At 73.2% G+C, this 21,721-nt stretch carries 19 protein-coding genes and 3 tRNA genes; 18 read left to right on the top strand and 4 right to left on the bottom strand.

What is annotated here, in order from left to right:
* Positions 1–445: 445 nt before the first annotated feature.
* The 3 genes from RE027_RS01095 to ilvC all read left to right on the top strand — a co-directional run bounded on the left by RE027_RS01095 (position 446) and on the right by ilvC (position 3,980).
* Positions 446–2,338: an acetolactate synthase large subunit gene (locus RE027_RS01095; RefSeq protein ID WP_368806385.1), complete on the top strand. Its 1,893-nt coding sequence runs from the start codon at positions 446–448 to the stop codon at positions 2,336–2,338.
* A gap of 3 nt (positions 2,339–2,341) precedes the next feature.
* Positions 2,342–2,851: an acetolactate synthase small subunit gene (ilvN, locus tag RE027_RS01090; protein WP_368806384.1), complete on the top strand. Its 510-nt coding sequence runs from the start codon at positions 2,342–2,344 to the stop codon at positions 2,849–2,851.
* Positions 2,852–2,954: 103 nt separating this feature from the next.
* Positions 2,955–3,980: a ketol-acid reductoisomerase gene (gene ilvC / locus RE027_RS01085; protein WP_368806383.1), complete on the top strand. Its 1,026-nt coding sequence runs from the start codon at positions 2,955–2,957 to the stop codon at positions 3,978–3,980.
* A gap of 80 nt (positions 3,981–4,060) precedes the next feature.
* Here the strand turns inward: ilvC and RE027_RS01080 are convergent, their stop codons facing one another.
* Positions 4,061–4,729 (bottom strand): AIM24 family protein, encoded by a 669-nt coding sequence (locus tag RE027_RS01080; RefSeq protein WP_368806608.1) that lies wholly within the window; start codon positions 4,727–4,729, stop codon positions 4,061–4,063.
* Between the two features lie 95 nt (positions 4,730–4,824).
* On the opposite strand from RE027_RS01080, the gene metG reads away from it, so the two are divergent.
* From metG to RE027_RS01025, 11 genes are all read left to right on the top strand, one after another.
* Positions 4,825–6,387, top strand: a complete 1,563-nt coding sequence (metG, locus tag RE027_RS01075; protein WP_368806382.1) for a methionine--tRNA ligase — start codon at positions 4,825–4,827, stop codon at positions 6,385–6,387.
* Between the two features lie 76 nt (positions 6,388–6,463).
* Positions 6,464–7,540, top strand: a complete 1,077-nt coding sequence (locus RE027_RS01070; protein ID WP_368806381.1) for a 3-isopropylmalate dehydrogenase — start codon at positions 6,464–6,466, stop codon at positions 7,538–7,540.
* A gap of 96 nt (positions 7,541–7,636) precedes the next feature.
* Positions 7,637–8,746 carry a branched-chain amino acid aminotransferase gene (locus RE027_RS01065; protein ID WP_368806380.1) on the top strand — a complete coding sequence of 370 codons (1,110 nt, stop codon included), beginning with the start codon at positions 7,637–7,639 and terminating at the stop codon, positions 8,744–8,746.
* Between the two features lie 73 nt (positions 8,747–8,819).
* Positions 8,820–9,593 carry a fumarylacetoacetate hydrolase family protein gene (locus RE027_RS01060; RefSeq protein ID WP_368806379.1) on the top strand — a complete coding sequence of 258 codons (774 nt, stop codon included), beginning with the start codon at positions 8,820–8,822 and terminating at the stop codon, positions 9,591–9,593.
* A 55-nt stretch (positions 9,594–9,648) separates the two neighbouring features.
* Entirely contained in the window at positions 9,649–11,163 is a 1,515-nt protein-coding gene (gltX, locus tag RE027_RS01055) for a glutamate--tRNA ligase (protein ID WP_368806378.1), read from the top strand.
* A 121-nt stretch (positions 11,164–11,284) separates the two neighbouring features.
* Entirely contained in the window at positions 11,285–11,884 is a 600-nt protein-coding gene (locus RE027_RS01050) for a cupin domain-containing protein (protein WP_368806377.1), read from the top strand.
* Positions 11,885–11,973: 89 nt separating this feature from the next.
* Positions 11,974–12,045: transfer RNA gene (locus RE027_RS01045), tRNA-Gln, on the top strand.
* 21 nt (positions 12,046–12,066) lie between these two features.
* Positions 12,067–12,139 (top strand) — tRNA-Glu (locus RE027_RS01040).
* Positions 12,140–12,302: 163 nt separating this feature from the next.
* A tRNA-Glu gene (locus RE027_RS01035) sits at positions 12,303–12,378 on the top strand.
* Between the two features lie 165 nt (positions 12,379–12,543).
* Positions 12,544–12,882 carry a DUF8129 domain-containing protein gene (locus RE027_RS01030; protein WP_368806376.1) on the top strand — a complete coding sequence of 113 codons (339 nt, stop codon included), beginning with the start codon at positions 12,544–12,546 and terminating at the stop codon, positions 12,880–12,882.
* 61 nt (positions 12,883–12,943) lie between these two features.
* Positions 12,944–13,909 carry an NAD(P)/FAD-dependent oxidoreductase gene (locus tag RE027_RS01025; RefSeq protein WP_368806375.1) on the top strand — a complete coding sequence of 322 codons (966 nt, stop codon included), beginning with the start codon at positions 12,944–12,946 and terminating at the stop codon, positions 13,907–13,909.
* A gap of 46 nt (positions 13,910–13,955) precedes the next feature.
* Here the strand turns inward: RE027_RS01025 and RE027_RS01020 are convergent, their stop codons facing one another.
* The 3 genes from RE027_RS01020 to RE027_RS01010 all read right to left on the bottom strand — a co-directional run bounded on the left by RE027_RS01020 (position 13,956) and on the right by RE027_RS01010 (position 16,384).
* Entirely contained in the window at positions 13,956–14,387 is a 432-nt protein-coding gene (locus RE027_RS01020) for an OsmC family peroxiredoxin (protein ID WP_368806374.1), read from the bottom strand.
* Between the two features lie 190 nt (positions 14,388–14,577).
* Positions 14,578–15,834 carry a heparan-alpha-glucosaminide N-acetyltransferase domain-containing protein gene (locus tag RE027_RS01015; protein WP_368806373.1) on the bottom strand — a complete coding sequence of 419 codons (1,257 nt, stop codon included), beginning with the start codon at positions 15,832–15,834 and terminating at the stop codon, positions 14,578–14,580.
* A 157-nt stretch (positions 15,835–15,991) separates the two neighbouring features.
* Positions 15,992–16,384, bottom strand: coding sequence for a hypothetical protein (locus RE027_RS01010; protein WP_368806372.1), 393 nt, complete (start codon positions 16,382–16,384; stop codon positions 15,992–15,994).
* 243 nt (positions 16,385–16,627) lie between these two features.
* Between RE027_RS01010 and RE027_RS01005 the strand changes: the two genes are divergently transcribed.
* From RE027_RS01005 to RE027_RS00990, 4 genes are all read left to right on the top strand, one after another.
* Positions 16,628–17,350, top strand: a complete 723-nt coding sequence (locus RE027_RS01005; RefSeq protein WP_368806371.1) for a response regulator — start codon at positions 16,628–16,630, stop codon at positions 17,348–17,350.
* Positions 17,347–18,501 (top strand): sensor histidine kinase, encoded by a 1,155-nt coding sequence (locus RE027_RS01000; RefSeq protein WP_368806370.1) that lies wholly within the window; start codon positions 17,347–17,349, stop codon positions 18,499–18,501. The genes RE027_RS01005 and RE027_RS01000 overlap by 4 nt, the downstream gene beginning before the upstream one ends.
* Positions 18,502–18,777: 276 nt before the next feature.
* A complete protein-coding gene (locus tag RE027_RS00995; RefSeq protein ID WP_368806607.1) occupies positions 18,778–20,796 on the top strand; it encodes a copper-translocating P-type ATPase in 2,019 nt (672 codons plus the stop codon).
* Between the two features lie 45 nt (positions 20,797–20,841).
* Positions 20,842–21,507 (top strand): DUF305 domain-containing protein, encoded by a 666-nt coding sequence (locus RE027_RS00990; RefSeq protein WP_368806369.1) that lies wholly within the window; start codon positions 20,842–20,844, stop codon positions 21,505–21,507.
* Positions 21,508–21,721 lie beyond the last annotated feature (214 nt).

Genomic DNA, 21,721 nt, shown 5'->3' with positions numbered 1-21,721 from the left:
CTCTACCACTTCGCGACGGCATGTCCATTTCGCCCGGCGGCCCCCCTGCACTCGCCCGTCGGGGGCTGCCCGTCGGGGGCCGGGCGCCGTCCGTCCGCGCCGGGGCGGCGGCCCCTGCGCCGTCAGCAGGGGAGGCGGCCCGGCGTGCCGGCGGAGCGGGCGGCGGAGACCGTGGTCCTGCCCTGTCTCACATCGTGGGACGGGGCGTCCGTAGATTGACACTGCCGGGCGCGGGGCAGAGCATGGAGCCATGCAACTCAGCCACGGTGTCGTCAAGCTCACGGTACGCGTCCTCGTCGGACGCGGGGCCTGAGCCGACGACCGGTCGAGCGCACGGGCCCTGTCGCACCTCCCGGTGCAGCGAGGGCCTTTTTTCTTGCCCGGCGCCACCGGGGGGTGCGCCCCGGGGCCGGAACAGAACCACCGACACCAGAAGGACAGTGACATGAGCAAGGGACAGCCGATCAGCCCGGCGCTGATGGCCACCAAGCGGGTCGACACCGCCGCCGATCACCGGCCTCCGGGGGCGCGCGAGCACGTCGTCCCGGCTGCCCCGGCCGTGCACGGCCCCGGCAACACCGTGCCGCCCATGCAGATGACCGGCTCCCAGGCCGTCATCCGGTCCCTGGAGGAGCTCGGGGTGACCGACGTGTTCGGTCTGCCCGGCGGTGCGATCCTGCCGACCTACGACCCGCTGATGGACACCGACAAGATCAACCACATCCTGGTCCGCCACGAGCAGGGCGCCGGCCACGCCGCCGAGGGCTACGCCCTGGCCTCCGGGCGGGTGGGCGTGTGCATCGCGACCTCCGGCCCCGGGGCGACGAACCTCGTCACGGCCCTCGCGGACGCGCACATGGACTCCATCCCGATGGTCGCGATCACCGGCCAGGTCTCGTCCAAGGTCATCGGCTCGGACGCCTTCCAGGAGGCCGACATCGTCGGGATGACGATGCCGGTCACCAAGCACTCCTACCTGGTGACGCAGGCCCGGGACATCCCGCGCGTGCTCGCCGAGGCCTTCCACCTCGCCTCGACCGGCCGGCACGGCCCCGTGCTGGTGGACATCGCCAAGGACGCCCAGCAGGACACCATGACGTTCTCCTGGCCGCCCCAGATGGACCTGCCCGGCTACCGGCCCGTGACCCGCGGGCACGCCAAGCAGATCCGGGAGGCCGCCCGGCTCATCGCGGCGGCCCAGCGGCCCGTGCTCTACGTGGGCGGCGGGACGATGCGCGCCGACGCGGCGGCCGAGCTCATGGAGCTGGCCGAACTGACCGGCGCCCCCGTGGTCACCACCCTCACCGCCCGCGGCGTGTTCCCCGACTCCCACGAGCAGAACCTCGGGATGCCGGGGATGCACGGCACCGTGCCGGCCGTCTACTCGATGCAGCAGGCGGACCTGCTCGTGACCCTGGGCGCGCGCTTCGACGACCGCGTCACCGGCCACCTGGAGACCTTCGCCCCCACGGCCCGGATCATCCACGCCGACATCGACCCCGCGGAGATCTCCAAGAACCGCACCGCCGACGTCCCGATCGTGGGCGACGTGAAGGAGATCATCCCGGACCTCGTCGCCGCGGTGCGCCAGGAGTTCGAGCGCGGCGGAACCCCGGACATCTCCTCGTGGTGGACCACCCTGAGCAGCCTCCGGTCGACCTACCCGCTGGGCTACCCCAAGCCCGCCGACGGGCTGGGCTCCCCGCAGCACGTCATCGAGCGGATCTCCGCGCTGACCGGCCCCGAGGCCGTCTACGTCTCGGGCGTGGGCCAGCACCAGATGTGGAGCTCGCACTTCGTGCGGTACGAGCGGCCCCGCCAGTGGCTCAACTCGGCCGGCCTGGGCACCATGGGCTTCGCGGTGCCCGCCGCGATGGGGGCGAAGGTCTCCCAGCCCGAGCGCACGGTCTGGGCGATCGACGGCGACGGCTGCTTCCAGATGACCAACCAGGAGCTCGCCACCTGCACGATCAACAAGATCCCGATCAAGGTGGCGGTGATCAACAACTCCTCGCTGGGCATGGTGCGCCAGTGGCAGACCCTGTTCTACGACGGCCGGTACTCCAACACCGACCTGAACACCGGCCACGACAGCATCATGGTGCCGGACTTCGTCAAGCTCGCCGAGGCCTACGGGTGCGCCGCGCTGCGCTGCACCCGGGACGAGGACGTGGACGACGTCATCCGCCAGGCCCTCGAGATCAACGACCGCCCCGTGGTGATCGACTTCGTGGTCTCCGCGGACGCGATGGTGTGGCCGATGGTGCCCGCCGGCGTGTCCAACGACCAGATCCAGATCGCCCGCAACATGACCCCCGAGTGGGACGAGGAGGACTGACCCATGAGCCGACACACCCTCTCCGTGCTCGTCGAGGACAAGCCGGGCGTGCTGACCCGGGTGGCCGGGCTGTTCGCGCGCCGTGCCTTCAACATCGACTCGCTCGCCGTGGGACCCACGGAGCTCGACGGCGTCTCCCGCATCACCGTGGTGGTGGACGCCGAGGGCGAGCTGCTCGAACAGGTCACCAAGCAGCTGAACAAGCTGATCAACGTGATCAAGATCGTCGAGCTCGTCCCCGACTCGTCGGTGCAGCGTGACCACATCATGGTCAAGGTCCGCGCCGACGCCGCGACCCGTCTGCAGGTCACCCAAGCCGCAGACCTGTTCCGTGCCACCGTTGTCGACGTCTCCACCGAGTCGCTCGTCATCGAGGCCACCGGCGCCCCGGACAAGCTCCGGGCGCTGCTGGACATCCTGGAGCCGTTCGGCGTCCGGGAGATCGTCCGGGCCGGTACGCTGGCCCTCGGACGTGGTCCCAAGTCGATGAGCGACCGCGCCCTGCGCCACTGACGCCCCCGGGCGGCGGTGCCCGCGGGCGCCGGCCCACAGACACCCCAACCACCTCGCGGCGGTGCCGCCGCCGCGCCCACCCATGCTTCAAGGAGACAACCCCATGGCAGAGATCTTCTACGACGACGACGCCGACCTGTCGATCATCCAGGACCGCTCCGTCGCCGTCATCGGCTACGGCTCCCAGGGCCACGCCCACGCGCTGAACCTGCGCGACTCCGGCGTGGACGTCCGGATCGGCCTCGCGGAGGGCTCGAAGTCCCGCGCGAAGGCCGAGGCGGAGGGCCTGCGCGTCCTCACGGTCGCGGACGCCGTCGAGGAAGCCGACGTCATCATGATCCTGACCCCGGACCAGGTCCAGCGCCATGTCTACGCCGAGTCCATCGCCCCGAACCTCCAGCAGGGCGACGCGCTGTTCTTCGCCCACGGCTTCAACATCCGGTTCGGCTACATCGAGGCCCCCGAGGGCGTCGACGTCGTCATGGTCGCCCCCAAGGGCCCGGGCCACACCGTGCGCCGCGAGTTCGAGGCCGGCCGCGCCGTGCCCGCCCTCGTGGCCGTGGAGAAGGACGCCTCCGGCAAGGCCCTCGAGCTGGGCCTGTCCTACGCCAAGGCCATCGGCGGCACCCGCGCCGGCGTGATCAGGACCACCTTCACCGAGGAGACCGAGTCGGACCTCTTCGGCGAGCAGGCCGTGCTGTGCGGCGGCGTGTCCCACCTGGTCCAGTACGGCTTCGAGACCCTGACCGAGGCCGGCTACCAGCCGGAGATCGCCTACTTCGAGGTGCTGCACGAGCTCAAGCTCATCGTCGACCTCATGGTCGAGGGCGGCATCGCCAAGCAGCGCTGGTCGATCTCGGACACCGCCGAGTACGGCGACTACGTCTCCGGCCCCCGCGTGATCGGCCCCGCGGTCAAGGAGAACATGCAGGCCGTGCTCGCCGACATCCAGGACGGCACCTTCGCCAAGCGCTTCATCGAGGACCAGGACCAGGGCGGTCCCGAGTTCAAGAAGCTGCGCGAGAAGGAGGAGTCCCACCAGATCGAGGTCACCGGCCGCGAGCTGCGCAAGCTCTTCGCCTGGACCTCCCCGGACGCCGACTACGTCGAGGGCACCGCGGCCCGCTGATCCGCGACCGCTCCGCACGACCACGCCGGGCCGTCTCCCCACCGGGAGGCGGCCCGGCGCCGTCGTCGTGCGGCAGGACCTCAGCCCTGCCGCACCACGGGGACGCCCTCGGAGGGCTGGACCACGACGAAGCCGGGACCCGAGAAGGCCAGCTGGAACGACTCGCCGGAGCCGCCGCGCAGCAGCGAGCCCATCGACACGTCGTTCTGGATCCCCGGCACGAGGTTGGACGACCACGCGACGGCCGCCTGCGGGTCGACATACGTGGGCTGGCTCGCGCAGTCGAGGATCATCGGCGCCCCGTCCGAGCACAGGGCGAGCATGCCGTGCCCGGAGAGCTCGAGGTTGAACAGCCCGCCCGCCATCAGCCCGGCCCCGCCCACGCGGCGGATGTCCCAGGACAGGGAGTCCTCGAAGGCCAGCAGGGACGAGCTGTTGACCGTCATCCCCTCGCCCTCCAGCAGCACGGTGAACACGCTGCGCGCCTGCCGGGCGAAGAAGACCTCGCCCTCGCCCGAGACGCGCATCATGGGGGCGTCCTCGTTGCTGAGCACCTTCTTCATGAGCTTGCCGATGGAGCCGGCGCCCTCGTGCCGGAAGCCCATCCGTCCCTGGTAGGCGACCATCGACCCCTTCGTGGCGATCACGTCCGGGCCCAGGCCCACCCGCAGCATCCGGGGGGACTGGAGGGTCCAGCGCTCCTGGCTCTGGCGTTCGAAGTTGTCCTGGGCGAAGAGCTCGCTGCGCACGGTGTCCTCCTGGGGCTGGGTGCCGGCTGTCCTGCCCATCGTGGCACCCACGGGCCGGGAGCCGCAGCCTCCCGGCGGTCGGTAGAGTGGAAACCGTGACTTCCTCCGACCGCACCCCGTACTACATCACCACGGCCATCGCGTACCCCAACGGCACCCCGCACATCGGCCACGCCTACGAGGTCATCGCCACCGACGTCATGGCCCGGTTCAAGCGGCTGGACGGCTACGACGTCCGCTTCCTGACCGGCACCGACGAGCACGGGCAGAAGATGCAGCAGACCGCCGAGAAGGAGGGCCTGACGGCCCGGGAGCTCGCGGACCGCAACTCGGCGCGCTTCCGCGAGATGGACGACGCCCTGAACATCTCCTACGACCGCTTCATCCGCACCACGGACGCCGACCACTACGCGGCGTCGGCGGCCATCTGGCGGCGCATGGAGGAGGCCGGGGACATCTACCTCGGCAAGTACGCCGGCTGGTACTCGGTGCGCGACGAGGCCTTCTACGCCGAGGACGAGACCGAGCTGCGCGAGGACGGCCTGCGCTACTCGGCCGGCACCGGCACGGAGGTCACGTGGACGGAGGAGGAGTCCTACTTCTTCCGCCTCTCCGCCTACCAGGACCGGCTCCTGGCCCTCTACGAGCAGCAGGGCTTCGTGCACCCCGAGACCCGGCGCAACGAGGTCGCCTCCTTCGTGCGCTCGGGCCTGGAGGACCTGTCCGTCTCCCGCACCACCTTCGACTGGGGCGTGCCCGTGCCCGGCGACCCGGACCACGTGATGTACGTGTGGGTGGACGCGCTGACCAACTACCTCACCGGCGCCGGCTTCCCGGACACCGACTCCGAGCTGTTCCGGCGGTACTGGCCGGCCGCGGCCCACGTGATCGGCAAGGACATCGCCCGTTTCCACGCGGTGTACTGGCCGGCCTTCCTGATGTCCGCCGGGCTGCCCCTGCCCGAGCGCGTCTTCGCCCACGGGTTCCTGTTCAACCAGGGCGAGAAGATGTCCAAGTCCGTGGGCAACGTCATCGACCCGCACGCCCTGGTCGCCGAGTACGGGCTGGACCAGCTGCGCTTCTTCCTCCTGCGCGAGGTGCCCTTCGGCCAGGACGGCAGCTACTCCCACGACGGGATCAGGAACCGGATCAACTCCGACCTCGCCAACGACCTCGGCAACCTGGCCCAGCGCTCGCTGTCGATGGTCGCGAAGAACTGCGAGGGCCGGGTACCGGTGCCGGGGGAGCTCACCCCCGAGGACCGGGCGATGCTCGACGCCGCGGCCGGTCTCTACGAGCCGGTGCGCGCGGAGTTCGACGAGCAGCAGTTCCACCGGGCGCTCGAGCTGATCTGGCGGGTGGTGGCCGAGACCAACCGGTACTTCACGGCCCGGGAGCCGTGGAAGCTGCGCAGGACTGACCCGGAGCGGATGGCCACGGTGCTCTGGGTGACGCTCGAGGTCGTGCGCACGGTCGGGGTGCTGGTGCAGCCGGTGATGCCGGACGCGGCGGCGCGCCTGCTCGACGTGCTCGGCCAGCCCGAGGGCGAGGCCCGGCTGTTCGCCGCCCTGGGCGCGCCGCTGGCCGCCGGGACCCCGCTGCCCCCGCCGGCGCCGGTGTTCCCGCGCTACGAGGAGCCGGCGGCGCTGCAGGCCTGAGCCGTCCGGCTGTCCGCCATGTGAGACGACGGTCCGGTCCGTGGATGGATGCGCAAGCGCCTCCTATCCTGGGCCCATGAGCGAGTCGACGTCCGCAGCAGCCCCCGCCCACCTCAGGATCGCCGTCGTCCCCGGCGACGGCATCGGCCCGGAGGTGGTGGCCGAGGCGGAGCGGGTCCTCGACGCCGTGACCGCGGCCGCCGGCGTCACCGTGGAGAAGCGGCGCTTCGGCCTCGGCGCCCAGCACTGGCTGGAGACGGGGGAGACCCTCACCGAGCAGACGCTGGAGGAGCTGCGGGCCCACGACGCCATCCTCTTCGGTGCGGTGGGGGCGGCTCCCGGGGACCGGCGGGTGCCCTCCGGCATCATCGAGCGGGACGTGCTGCTGAAGATGCGCTTCAGCCTCGACCACTACGTCAACCTGCGCCCGTCCAAGCTCTACCCCGGCACCACGAGCCCGCTCGCCCGGCCCGGCGACATCGACTTCGTGGTGGTCCGCGAGGGCACCGAGGGCCCGTACGCCGGCAACGGCGGACGGCTGCGCGCCGGCACCGACGCCGAGATCGCCACCGAGGTCTCGCTCAACACCGCCCACGGCGTCCGCCGGCTCGTGCGCTACGCCTTCGAGCTGGCCGCCGGGCGCGAGCGCCGGAAGCTCACCCTGGTGCACAAGCACAACGTCCTCGTCAACGCCGGGCGGCTCTACTCCCGGCTGGTCGAGGAGATCGGCGCGCAGTTCCCGGAGGTCACGGTCGACTACCTGCACGTGGACGCCGCGACCATCTTCCTCACCACCGACCCGGCGCGCTTCGACGTGATCGTCACTGACAACCTCTTCGGCGACATCCTCACCGACCTCGCGGGCGCGGTGACCGGCGGCATCGGCCTGGCCCCGGCGGGGAACATCAACGCTGACCGCACCGCGCCGTCGATGTTCGAGCCCGTCCACGGCTCCGCGCCCGACATCGCGGGGCAGCAGCTGGCGAACCCGGTCGCGGCGATCCTGGCGACCGCCATGATGCTCGAGCACCTCGGCCACCCGGAGCTGGCCGCCCGGATCGAGGCCGCCGTGGAGCAGGACCTCGCCGCGCACGGCGACGAGTCCCGCAGCACGGCGCAGGTGGGCGACGGCGTGCTCGCCGCCCTCGCCTGAGCCGTCCGCCCGCGCCCCGGGGATAGGCTGGGGCACGGAACCATCCGCCCGCCCCGCGTGCCGGTCGCCACGGGGTCGACCTCGCAGGGAGACGCAGTGACCACTCAGCCCACCACCTTCGCCCGCCACCTCAACCCGGACCCGGTCCCGGAGGAGGCGCGAGCGGCGATCCTCGCCGCCCCGGGCTTCGGCACCAGCTTCTCGGACCACATGGTCCGGATCGACTGGTCCGGGGACGTCGAGAAGGGGACGGGGCGCTGGAGCGACCCCCGGATCGAGCCCTACGGACCCCTGGTCCTGGACCCGGCCGCCGCGGTGCTCCACTACGGCCAGGAGATCTTCGAGGGCCTCAAGGCCTACCGGCACGCGGACGGCTCCGTGTGGACGTTCCGGGCCGAGGCCAACGCGGCCCGGCTCAACCGCTCCGCCCGCCGCCTGGCCCTGCCGGAGCTGCCCGAGCAGCTGTTCCTGGACTCCCTGCGCGAGCTCGTGGCCGTGGACGAGCACTGGGTGCCGGACGGGGACGGCGAGTCCCTGTACCTGCGCCCGTTCATGGTCGCGACCGAGGCCTTCCTCGGCGTGCGCCCGTCCCGGCGGGTGCTGTACTCGGTGATCGCCTCCCCGGCCGGCAACTACTTCGGCGGCGCCGTGAAGCCCGTGGACATCTGGCTCTCCCGCGACTACGCCCGCGCCGGGCGCGGCGGCACGGGCGCGGCCAAGTGCGGCGGCAACTACGCGGCCTCGCTGGTCGCCCAGATGGAGGGCGACGCCCACGGCTGCCAGCAGGTCATGTTCCTGGACCGGGACCGGGGGGACGCCGTCGAGGAGCTCGGCGGCATGAACGTGTTCTTCGTCCGCGGGGGCGACACGCTGGTGACCCCCGAGCTCACCGGCACGATCCTGGAGGGCGTCACCCGCAAGTCGATCATCCAGCTCGCCGAGGACCGTGGGATGACCGTCGAGGAGCGCCGCTTCACGCTCGACGAGTGGCGCGAGGGCTGGCGGACGGGCACGATCACCGAGGCCTTCGCGTGCGGGACCGCCGCCGTGATCACCCCGATCGGCCGGCTCGTCTCGGCCGAGGAGACCATCGGGGACGAGGACGCCCGGCCGGGCGAGGTCACCATGGACCTGCGCCGGCAGCTCCTGGAGATCCAGACCGGCCGCGCCGAGGACCCGCACGGCTGGCTCACCCGCCTGGTCTGAGGCACCGCGCGGTCCCCGGCGGCCCCGCCGGGGGCCGCGCGTCGTCGTGCGGGCCGTGGGATAGCCTGGGGCCATGCGAATTGCCAGGTTCACCGTCGACAACGAGATCCACTTCGGCGCGGTCGAGGGCGCGCCCGGCGCCGAGACGGTCACCGTCCTCGCGGGCGATCCCTTCTACACCGGGGTGCATCCGACCGGGCAGCGCCACGGGATCGCCGACGTCCGGCTCCTGGCCCCGGTGATCCCGCGCTCCAAGATCGTGTGCGTCGGGCGCAACTACGCCGACCACGCCGCGGAGCTGGGCAACGAGCTGCCCACCTCGCCGATGCTGTTCTTCAAGCCCAACACCTCCGTGGCCGGCCCGGGCGACCCGGTGACCCTGCCGTCGTGGACCGAGGAGGTCTCCTACGAGGCGGAGCTCGCCGTGGTGATCGGGCGCATGTGCAAGGACGTGCCCGTGGAGCGCGTGCCCGAGGTGGTCTTCGGCTACACTGCCGCCAACGACCTCACCGGCCGCGACGTGCAGCGCACCGACAACCAGTGGGCCCGCGCCAAGGGCTTCGACGGCGCCTGCCCGATCGGTCCCTGGATCGAGACCGACCTCGACACCTCCGCGCTCGCCGTGCGCAGCCGCGTCAACGGCGAGACCAAACAGGACGGCAGCACCCGGGACATGGTCTTCGACGTCCCGTTCCTCGTCTCCTACGTCTCCCAGGCGTTCACCCTGCTGCCCGGGGACGTGATCCTCACCGGCACGCCCGCCGGCGTCGGCATCGTCGACGACGGCGACCGGATCGAGGTGGAGGTCGAGGGCATCGGCGTCCTGCCCACCGTCCTGCGCCGCTGACACCCCGGCCGCCGCCCCGCCCCGCCCACGCACCGACCGACTCCCCGAAAGAGCCATGACCGAAAAGCCCGTTCCCCCGGCCACCGCCACCGCCACGTCCTCGCCCGTGCGGGTCCGCTTCTGCCCGTCCCCGACCGGCACCCCGCACGTGGGGCTGATCCGCACCGCGCTGTTCAACTGGGCCCACGCCCGGCACACGGGCGGGACGATGGTGTTCCGCGTCGAGGACACCGACACCCAGCGCGACTCGGAGGAGAGCTACCAGCAGCTCCTCGAGGCCCTGGCCTGGCTCGGCATCGACTGGGACGAGGGCGTGGAGACCGGCGGCCCGCACGCCCCGTACCGGCAGTCCCAGCGCCTGGACGTCTACCGGGACGTCGCCGCCCGGCTGCTGGAGCACGGGGCGGTCTACGAGGCCTACTCCACCCCGGAGGAGGTCGAGGCCCGCCACCGCGCCGCTGGCCGCGACCCCAAGCTGGGCTACGACAACTACGACCGCGACCTCACCGAGGAGCAGGTCGCGGCCCACCGGGCCGAGGGCCGCGAGCCGGTGCTGCGGCTGCGGATGCCGGACGAGGACATCGTGGTCCGCGACATGATCCGCGGCGAGATCGTCTTCAAGGCCGGGTCCATCCCGGACTACGTCGTGGTGCGCGCCAACGGCCAGCCGCTCTACACGCTCACCAACCCCGTGGACGACGCCCTGATGGAGATCAGCCACGTCCTGCGCGGCGAGGACCTGCTCTCCTCCACGCCGCGCCAGATCGCCCTGTTCCAGGTCCTCGTCGAACTCGGCGTCGCGCAGCGCGTGCCCGAGTACGGTCACCTGCCCTACGTCATGGGGGAGGGCAACAAGAAGCTCTCCAAGCGGGACCCGGAGTCCAGCCTGTTCCACCTCCGGGACAGCGGGTTCGTCCCCGAGGGCCTGCTCAACTACCTGGCCCTGCTGGGCTGGTCCCTGTCCGCGGACGAGGACGTCTTCTCCGTGGAGCAGCTCGTGGCGCACTTCGACGTCCACGACGTCCTGGCGAACCCGGCCCGCTTCGACCTCAAGAAGGCCACGGCGATCAACGGCACCCACGTGCGGATGCTCGAGCCCGCGGACTTCCGCGACCGGCTGGTGCCGTACCTGCAGGCGGCGGGCGTGCTGGGGGAGACCCTCACCGAGCGCGAGGCCGCGATCCTCGACGAGGCCGCGCCGCTGGTGCAGGAGCGGATGAACCTGCTCGGCGAGGCCCCCGAGCTGCTCTCGTTCCTGTTCACCGCCGACGACGCGATCGAGGTCGCCGACGACGCCCGCAAGCAGCTCAAGGACTCCGCCGGCGACGTCCTGCGAGCCGCCCTCGGCGCACTGGATCCCCTCGAGGACTGGAGCGCCGCGAGCCTGGAGGCCGCCCTGCGCGAGGCGATCGTCGACGGCCTCGGGATCAAGCCCCGCCTGGCCTTCGGCCCCGTCCGCACGGCCGTGTCCGGGCGGCGGATCTCCCCGCCGCTGTTCGAGTCCCTGGAGATCCTCGGCAAGGACTCCTCCCTGACCCGGATCCGCTCGCTCGCCGCCCAGCTGGGCTGAGCTCCCGCACCGACGACGCCGGCCCGGCCCACCGCACGAGGTGGGCCGGGCCGGCGTCGTCACCGGGGAAGGGGATCCGAGCGCGGCCGGGCGCGGCGGCGTAGCCTGGACGCAGGGGGCGATGACCATGGACCGGACCGGCGAGCGGATCACCGACGAACAGATCACGGCGCTGCGGGCCGGCCGCCCGCAGCACCGCAACCCCGTGCAGCGGGACACGATCACCTGGTTGCGCACCGGCGCCGAGACGGGCGGCGAGCACGCCCTGCTCCACGTCGAGGTCGACCCCGGCGGCGAGGTGCTCGCCCACTACCACCACCGGATCGCGATGCACCTGCGGGTCCTCGAGGGGACCCTGCGGGTCCAGGTGGGGCACGTGGTGCGGGACCTCGGGCCCGGGGGCGAGGTCGAGGTCCCGGAGGAGCACCTGTTCCGGTGGACGAACCCGGCCGCCGCGCCGGCCCGGTTCGTCGTCGAGCTGCGCCCGGCGCCCGCCTGCTACGAGAAGGGCCTGACCGCCCTGTACGGGCTCGCCCGCGACGGGCGCACGCGCCGCGACGGCAGGCCCCGGAGTCTGCTCCGCACGGCCCTGCTCATGCAGTGGACCGACATCCACCTGCCGGGCCTCTACCGGTGGCTCGGGCCGCTGCTCCGGGTGCTCGCGGCGGTGGCCGCCCGCCGGGGGATGGGCCGCGAGCTGGAGCGGCGCTACTGCGACTGACCTCGATTTGCCGCCCCGCCCGAAGGCCGGTATAGTTTTCTTGCGTTGCGCCGATCGGTGCGGGAAACCGCAGGAACCGGCGACGACAGTGGGATATGGTGTAATTGGCAACACTACGGTTTCTGGTACCGTCATTCTAGGTTCGAGTCCTGGTATCCCAGCGCTGATCGCTCGATCAGTAGGGCCCCATCGTATAGCGGCCTAGTACGCCGCCCTCTCACGGCGGTAACGCGGGTTCGAATCCCGCTGGGGTCACACCGCGGAGAACCCCCGGACCACACGGTCCGGGGGTTCTTCCACGTCCGGGCCCGGAGCGCCCGCCGCCCGCCCGGAGCAGGGCGCCCCGTTCGGGGAAACCGCACGGACCTGGTACAGTGTACGAGTCCGGTCGCGGGTCACCGCGGGCCGGACGTGCTACGGCCCCATCGTATAGCGGCCTAGTACGCCGCCCTCTCACGGCGGTAACGCGGGTTCGAATCCCGCTGGGGTCACCAGCAGAAGCCCCCCGGACCGGACGGTCCGGGGGGCTTCTCCCGTTCCCGGGGTCCCCGCCGGCAAAGATGGAAGCACCCTTACTCTCTTCTTCCGGGCCTGTTACCGTGACAGGACACTGCAGGACCGGCGCCGGGGTTCCGGCGCCCACCGCCGAAGGAGCAGACGTGAACGACATCCCTCAGCACGACGACCTCCCGCTGCCCGACTACGACCACCTGCCCGTGGGCGTGCTCGGCTCGAAGATCACCGGCCTCGACGAGTCCGGCCTGCAGCAGCTCCTCGCCTACGAGCGCGCGCACGGCAACCGGCTGCCCGTCGTCCAGGTCCTCGAGCACCGTCTCGAGGCCGTCCGCCAGGGCGCGGACACCAGCGGAGCGGTGCCCACCGAGGCCCCCGAGGTCTCCCGGTCCAGCCAGGGCTCTCCGGTCTCCCCGGAGACGTCCGGCCCGCCGATCAACCCGCCGTCCCAGGGCACGCCCTTCAACCCGGCCCAGCCCCGCTGAGCACCCCGCACCACCCGGACCGGGGACGGCGGCGCCGTCCGGCCGGACGAAGGAGGACGTGATGGACAACCGCTACGACGTGGTGGTCGTCGGCGGGGGACCCGCCGGCCTCGGTGCGGCCCTCTGCCTGGCCCGCGCGCGCCGCACCGTCCTGGTGGTGGACGCCGGGGCGCCGCGCAACGATCCCGCCGAGCACATGCACAACTACCTCGGCCGGGACGGTGACGCCCCCGGCGCCCTGTTGGCCGACGGGCGCGCGGAGGTCTCCGGCTACGGGGCCGACGTCGTGGAAGGCACCGTGGTCTCCGCGCACGCCGAGGAGGAGTCCGGGGACGGCGACCGCTTCACGGTGTCCCTCGACGACGGCCGGTCGGTGCGGGCGCGACGGCTGCTGATCACCACCGGACTCGTCGACGAGCTGCCGGACGTTCCCGGCGTGGCGCAGCGGTGGGGGCACGACGTCCTGCACTGCCCCTACTGCCACGGCTGGGAGTGGCGCGACCAGCCGCTGGCCGTGCTCGGCACCGGCCCCACCGCTGTGCAGCAGGCGCAGCTGTTCCGGCAGTGGACCGACGACATCACGTTCGTCCAGCACCGGGCGCCCGACCCGGACGACGAGGAGCGCGAGCAGCTGGCGGCCCTCGGCATCGGGCACACGACCGGAGAGGTGTCCTCGATCGAGTTCGCGGAGGACCGGATCTGCGGGCTGCGGCTCGCCTCCGGCGAGCTGGTGCCGTGCCGCGCGGTGGTCGTGGTGCCCCGGTTCACGGTGCGCTCGGACCTCATCGACTCCCTCGGGCTGGAGACGGCCGAGGAGGAGGAGAAGGGCCACGTCGCGGGCACCTGCGTGCCCTCGGCCCCCACCGGCGGCACGAACGTCGAGGGCGTGTACGTAGCCGGCAACGTGACGGACCTGCACGCCCAGGTCCTCGCGGCGGCCGCCGCCGGGCTCAAGACCGGCACGGCCATCAACACCGACCTGCTGGACGAGGACCTCGGCCGCGCCCTGGCACGCCGCCGGGCGTGAGACCCCCGCCGGGCCGGGTCGCGCCCGGCCCGGCGGGGACGGCCGGTCAGGCCAGCGAGGCGTCCAGGGTGATGTCCACCGACAGGGCCTGGGAGACGGGGCAGTTCGCCTTGGCGTCCTCGGCCAGGCGGGCGAAGTCCTCGGCCGAGAGACCCTCGACCTCCGCACGGACGGTGAGCGCGATGCCCGTGATGCCCTCGCCCGCCACGAAGGTCACCTCCGCGCTGCTGTCCACCCGGGTGGGCGGGGTGTCGTTCTGCGCCAGGCCGTTGGAGAGCGCCATGGCGAAGCAGGTGGCGTGGGCGGAGGCGATGAGCTCCTCGGGGCTCGTCCGCGGGCCGGGACCCTCCTCCGCGCGGGCCTTCCAGTCCACGTCGAAGGGGCCCAGCCCCGAGCCGGCCAGGCTGGTGCTGCCCGAGCCGCTGAAGAGATCGCCGTTCCAGACGGTGCTGGCCTTGCTGACGACGGATTTCGGCATAGTTCCTCCTGAGGTCCACGGCACGCGGAGGCTCCGCCTGCCGGCGCCGGGCGGCGCTGCTGTCACGGTAACGGATCAGGGGCGGGGTGTGACCGCCCAGCGGTCCGTTTCAGCGTCCAGCGTGAACGGCCGCGGCGTGGGAGGGTCTCGCGTGCACGGGGCGTCCCGGCCGGGAGGGAACGCGGCCGGCTCAGCCGAGGGGCTTGCGCGGCGGGCCGGGGTCGCGGGGCTTCGCACGGTCGGCGACGGCGCGCGTGGCGGCGTGCGCGGCCGCGGCCACGACCCGTTCCAGCGGCCCCCGGCCGAAGGCGTGGCGCCAGGCCAGGGCCACGAGCGCGGAGACGACCAGGCAGGCGACGAACCACAGCAGGGGGCTGCTGTAGTGGACCTCGGTGGAGAGCAGGGCCAGCTGCGCCGTGTACAGGGTGAGGGTCATCGCGCCCATGGCGGCCAGGGGGAGCAGCCACGTGCCGGACTGCCGCCCGAGGAGCAGGAGGGCGCCGAGGGCCGCCAGGCTCACCCCCAGGCTCCATGCCACGGAGAACGGCGTGTTGACGTGCGGGGCGGTGAGCACCTGCCACCACAGGGTGTTCGTCGGCAGGGCTCCGTCCGGGCCGAAGACGACGATGTGGTCGAGATCGGCCCGGGTCAGGGACGCGATGCTGTACAGGAGGACGTTGTAGCCGTCCACCCCGTAGAGGAGCACCCAGGAGAGCAGCTTCGCGAGCGCCGCGAGACCGAGGCCGGCCGCCAGGAGCCGGGCCTGGACGTGCAGGTTCTTGAGGTTGAGCCGGCCGACGGCCAGACCCGCCAGCAGGTAGGCCAGGTACGTCACGGCCGGGTACGCGCCGGTGAGCAGCAGCTGCCAGAAGACCGCGGCGGGTTCCGTGAACAGGTTCGCGAAGGTGGGGTTCGCGTCCGTGTGCTCCGGCACCAGATCGCCCAGCCAGTGGATCAGCAGAGGTCCCAGCAGCAGGAAGGCCGCGGAGCACACGAGCAGTGTCCGGACGCGCAGGCCGAGGAAGGGCAGGGCCAGCAGGAAGAAGGCGCCGTAGTGGACCAGGATGCCGGTCGCCGGAGGCTCGGCGGGCATCAGGTAGCCGATCGTCAGGCCGATCGCCATGATCAGCAGGGCGCGCACGGCGATCCCCGCTCGGACGGCGGTCAGGTCCTGCCCCCGGCGGGGCCTGCGCCCACCGGAGACGAAGGCGAGGCCCACCCCGGCGAGCAGGGCGAACAGCGCCGCGGAGTCCCCGGCGAAGAGCAGCCACGACAGCGTCGGCCGGTTGTTCTCCTGGTAGGCGCTGGGCAGGAAGTGGACGGCGGTCAGTCCCACGAGCGCCAGACCGCGGGCGGCGTCGACGGCGACCACCCGCCCGGCCGAGCGGCGGGGATCGAGCCCGCCGGTGGTCTCGGCGGCCCGGTCTCTCGTGGGGTGGTCGTTCATGCGTTCCGCCGTTCTGCCCCTCATCCCCGGCCCCCCGGTGCGACCGCGCTCAGGATGATGCCTGCACTGCCGTCAATCTTCGCACCCGCCGGTGCAAGTCACGGCAACGTTGCGCCCGGCGACAGCCCGCCGCTGCGGCGCGGAGCCGGCAGACCCGTCAGGAGGCCGCGCTCAGTGCCGGCCCGGGCAGCGGAACGGGCAGCCTCTCCGAGCGGCGCTGCAGGACCTCGTTCCGCAGCCGGCGGCGGGCGGCCAGTGCGGTGGCCGCCGCTCCGGCGGGCGCCTCCTGGGGCACACGGATCTGCACGGCGCCGTCGAGGCCGGGCTCGTGCTCGACCGTCCGGCGGAGCAGCTCCAGGGCCCGGGGGTCGAGCTCGCGCACGCAGGTGAGGTCCAGGCTGACCGTCGCCGCGGGGAGCATCGTTCGGGCCCGCCGCAGCACGGGGTGCAGCCCCTGCTGGTTGACCGCGGTCAGGGCGCCGGTGACGTGGACGTGGACGTACCGGCCGTCGAGGTCCACCTCGACGAGGACGGAGATCTTGCGCTGCACGTGGTGCGCTCCTTCGGGGGACGGCCGGCTGCCGCGCCCTCCGCCATCCGGCCGACCAAGTAGTCAGCCTGCTGTCCGTCGGGCGCCCTGAAATACTAAGTGGCCTGTCGGTGCCGTCGCAAACCGGGACGGCTCCGGTGCTTCCGCGAGCGGACCGGCGCGGATGCTCAAGAATTGACGAAGATCCGCCCGCTGCGGAGCGATCCGGGCCGCCGGCAGGCCGGTCCGGGGGAGACTGGGGCCATGGGAACGCGTGTCGAGGACGCCGGTGTGGCGGCCGGACGGGTGCTGGTGGTGGACGACGAGAAGGCGCTCGCCGGGATGGTCGCGTCCTACCTGGTGCGCGCCGGGTACGACGTCGCCCAGGCGCACACCGGCCCGGCCGCCCTGGAGGCGGCGCGGGCGGGGGCCCCCGACGTCGTGGTCCTCGACCTGGGCCTGCCCGGACTCGACGGGATCGAGGTCTGCCGGCGGATCCGGACCTTCTCGGAGTGCTACGTGCTGATGCTGACGGCCCGGGGGGACGAGGAGGATCGGCTCGCCGGGCTGGCCACCGGCGCCGACGACTACATCACCAAGCCGTTCAGCGTCCGCGAGCTCGTGGCGCGGGTGCAGGCGGTCATGCGGCGCCCGCGCACGGTGACCCGCCGGGGCGACGCCGGTGCGCCGCACGTGCACGGTGACCTGGAGGTGGACCTCGCGGGCCGGCAGGTGCGGGTGGCGGGGGTGCGGGTGGCCCTCACCCGCACCGAGTTCGACCTGCTGGCGGCCCTGGCCCTGCGTCCCCGCGAGGCGATGTCCCGCCGCCGGCTCATCGACGTGGTGTGGGACCCGGCCTGGGTGGGCGACGAGCACCTCGTGGACGTCCACATCGCCCACGTGCGCCGCAAGCTCGGGGACGATCCGGCCTCGCCCCGCTACGTGGAGACCGTCCGCGGCGTCGGCTACCGGATGGCGGTGCGGTGACGGCCCGGCGCGAGCCCGGGCTGACCGCCCGCTTCCTGCTCGCCCAGCTGCTCGTGGTGCTGGCGAGCGTGCTCGCCGCGGCGGCGGCCGCCTCCCTCGCCGGCCCCCCGCTGTTCCACGAGCACCTCCTGCGCGCCGGGGCCGAGCCCGACCCGGGCCAGCTGATGCACCTCGAGCGGGCCTACCGGGACGCCGGGCTGTGGACGGTCGGCGTCGCCCTGCTCACCGCGCTGGCCTGCGCGCTGGCCGTGAGCGCGTCCCTGGCACGGCGGCTGCGCGGCCCGCTGGACGCGCTCACCCGGGCCGCGCAGGCCCTGGCCCGGGGCCGCTGGGGCGCCCGGGTCCCGGCCATGGGCGCCGGGGCCGAGGTCGACGCGCTCGCGTCCGCGTTCAACACGATGGCCGCCGAACTGGAGCGGACCGAGGACGTCCGGCGGCGCATGCTCTCCGACCTCGCGCACGAGATGCGCACGCCCCTGTCCGTGCTCGGCGTCTACCTGGAGGGCCTCGAGGACGGCGTCACCGAGTTCGACGCGAGCACGGGTGCGGTGCTGGCCGAGCAGCTGGCCCGGCTCACCCGGCTGGTCGAGGACATCGACGACGTCTCGCGTGCCGAGGAGGGGCGCATGGTCCTGGACCGCTCACCCGTGCCCGTGGCCCAGCTGCTGCGCTCGGCGGCCGACGCGGCCGGGGAGGCCTACGCCGCCAAGGGGGTGGGCCTGCGGGTCGACGACGGCACGGACGCCGCGGTGCTGCCCGTGGACCGCCAGCGGATGGGTCAGGTGCTGGGCAACCTGCTCTCCAACGCCCTGCGCCACACCCCGCCCGGTGGCGACGTGGTGCTCGGCGCGGCACCGCACGCCCCCGGGGGCGTGGTGCTCCGGGTCGCCGACACCGGTGAGGGCATGGCCGCCGAGCAGCTGACGCACGTCTTCGAGCGCTTCTACCGCGGGGACACCGCCCGGGACCGGGAGCACGGCGGTTCCGGCATCGGGCTCACCATCTCCCGCGCCCTCGTGGAGGCCCACGGCGGCACGCTCGACGCCGCCTCGGCCGGTCCGGGGCGGGGCGCGGAGTTCCGCGTGGTGCTGCCCGTCCGGCACACCGCGCCGCCGGGGACGGCGGCGCCGAGCACCGTCCCACACCCTTGATAAATACCCCTAGGGGGTATATTTTCGAGATCGGGAACGAGCCCGACCGGCGAGCGGGAGCACTGCCGGCCGCGGCGCCGGTCCCGGCCCGCACGACCCACCTGCGGAAGGAGCATCATGAGCGCCCCGCACGCCCACCACCCGGCCCCCCACGGCGGCCACCACGCCGACGCGGACACGCACGGACAGGCCGTGCCGCACGACCGCGCCCACTCGGCGGTCGACGAGGAGCACACCGTCCACACCCACGGCGAGCACGCCGGGCACTCCACGGCGATGTTCAGGACCAGGTTCTGGATCTCGCTGGGGCTGTCGGTCCCGGTGGTGATCTTCTCCCCGATGGTCGCCCACCTGCTGGGCTACCACGTCCCCGGGTTCCCGGGCTCGGCCTGGATCTCCCCGGTGCTGGGCACCGTCATCTACCTCTGGGGCGGGGCCCCGTTCCTGCGCGGCGGACTCACCGAGCTGCGCTCGAAGCAGCCCGGGATGATGCTGCTCATCAGCACGGCCATCACGGTCGCCTTCGTCGCGTCCTGGGCGACGTCCCTGGGCATCGGCGGGTTCGACCTGGACTTCTGGTGGGAGCTGGCCCTGCTCGTCGTGATCATGCTGCTGGGCCACTGGATGGAGATGCGAGCCCTCGGGGCGGCCTCCGGCGCCCTGGACGCCCTGGCCGCCCTGCTGCCGGACGAGGCCGAGAAGGTCCTCGAGGGCGGCACCGCGACCGTCCCCGTTGGTGACCTGGCCGTGGGCGACGTCGTCCTCGTCCGCCCGGGGGCGCGGGTGCCGGCCGACGGGCAGATCGTGGCCGGGACCGCCGAGCTCGACGAGTCGATGATCACGGGCGAGTCCACGGCGGTGTCCCGCACGGTGGGGGACACCGTGGTCGCCGGCACCGTGGCCACCGACAACACCGTGCGCGTGCGGGTCGACGCCGTCGGGGAGAACACCGCCCTGGCCGGCATCCGGCGGATGGTCGCCGCCGCCCAGGAGTCCTCCTCCCGGGCCCAGGCCCTGGCCGACCGCGCCGCCGCCTGGCTGTTCTGGTTCGCCCTGACCGCCGGGGTCCTCACGGCCGTCGCGTGGACCCTGCTCGGCAGCCCCGGGGACGCGGTGGTGCGCACCGTCACCGTCCTGGTCATCGCCTGCCCCCACGCCCTGGGACTGGCCATCCCCCTGGTCATCGCCATCTCCACGGAGCGCGCCGCCCGCTCCGGGGTGCTGATCAAGGACCGCCTGGCCCTCGAGCGGATGCGGACCATCGACGTGGTCCTGTTCGACAAGACCGGCACCCTCACCGAGGGCGCCCACGCCGTGACCGGCGCCGCCCCGGCCCCCGGGACGACGGAGGGCGAGCTGCTGGCCCTGGCCGCCGCCGCCGAGTCCGACAGCGAGCACCCGGTGGCCCGTGCGATCGTCGCGGCCGCCGCCGCCCACCCCGAGGCCTCCCGGAGGCCCCTGCGCGGCACCGGGTTCACCGCCGCCACCGGCCGCGGCGTGGCGGCCACGGTCGACGGGGCGGAGATCACCGTGGGCGGGCCCAACCTGCTCCGGGAGCGGGGCGTGTCCACTCCCGCCGCGCTCGCCGGGGCGACCCGCGGGTGGAGCGACCGCGGCGCCGGTGTGCTCCACGTGCTGCGCGACGGGCGGGTCATCGGCGCCCTGGCCCTGGAGGACACGGTCCGCCCGGAGTCCCGTGCCGCCGTGGCCGCCCTGCAGGAGCTGGGCGTGAAGGTCGCCATGATCACCGGCGACGCCCGGCCGGTCGCCGACGCGGTCGGGGCCGACCTCGGCATCGACGAGGTCTTCGCCGAGGTGCTCCCGCAGGACAAGGACACCAAGGTCGCCGAGCTGCAGTCCCGGGGGATGACCGTCGCGATGGTCGGCGACGGCGTCAACGACGCCCCGGCCCTGGCCCGCGCCGAGGTCGGGATCGCGATCGGGGCCGGCACCGACGTGGCCATGGAGTCCGCCGGGGTGGTCCTGGCCGGCAACGACCCGCGGGCGGTGCTCTCGATGATCGACCTCTCCCGGGCCAGCTACCGCAAGATGCTGCAGAACCTGGTCTGGGCCACGGGCTACAACGTGGTCGCCGTCCCCCTCGCCGCAGGCGTCCTGGCGCCCGCCGGGGTGGTCCTGTCCCCGGCGGTCGGGGCGGTGCTGATGTCGCTCTCCACCATCGTCGTGGCCCTCAACGCCCAGCTGCTGCGCCGGCTCGACCTCGACCCGGCCCACCCGGCCGCCGCGGAGGCCCCGCGTGCCGGGGCCCGGCCCCCTGCCGTCCCCGCCCACTGAGCGGACCCTTTCCCCACCACCGAGAGAACAACAGAAGGACACACCGTGCGACGAACCACCACCCTCTCCGCCCTGGCCCTCGCGGCCGCCCTCGCGCTCGCCGGCTGCGGCGACGGCCAGGAGGCGGCGACGCCGGCCTCCGGGAGCGCGAGCCCCTCGGCCGAGACGACACCGACCGGGACCGCGCCGGCCTCCGGGACCGCGCCGGCCTCCGGGGCCGCCGCGGAGATCTCCGCCGAGCACAACGACGCGGACGTCATGTTCGCGCAGATGATGATCCCCCACCACGAGCAGGCGGTGCAGATGAGCGAGGTGCTGCTCGGCAAGGACGGCGTCCCGCAGGACGTCCGGGACCTCGCCGAGCGGGTCGCGCGGACCCAGGAGCCCGAGATCGAGCGGATGCGTGCGATGCTCACCGCCTGGGACGCCCCGGCCGGCGCCGGCCACGGCGGCCACGGCGGTCACGGCTCCGGCATGGTCGAGGAGGAAGGGATGGACCGGCTCCGGGAGGCCGGGGAGGGGCCGGAGGCCGCCGTGCTGTACCTGGAGCAGATGACCCAGCACCACGAGGGTGCCGTGGACATGGCCCGCGACCAGGTGGAGCAGGGGGCCAACCCGGAGGCGGTCGAGCTCGCGCGCGAGGTCGTCGAGGCCCAGGAGGCCGAGATCCGGGAGATGGCGACGATGCTCGGGGAGCTGAGGCGGTCGTGACGGGCGGCGTCGAGGTCCACTGACACCGCAGCGCACCGCAGCGGGGAAGGACGGGGACAGCCTGGACCACGGCGACCCGCACGAGCACCGGCCGCCGCAGCACGGTCCGCGTCGCCCCCGTGCACCGTTCCCACGGGACGGTCCGGGAGCACTCCCCGCACCGACCCGGACGGGGGCGGCCGGTGCCTCCGCGGCGGGGGCGGCCCGCGCCCTC

The sequence above is a fragment of the Kocuria sabuli genome, from assembly GCF_040981185.1.
Classification (GTDB): Bacteria; Actinomycetota; Actinomycetes; order Actinomycetales; family Micrococcaceae; genus Kocuria; species Kocuria sabuli.
The sequence above is the reverse complement of the archived record's forward strand: the minus strand, read 5'-3'. Positions and strand labels throughout refer to the sequence as shown.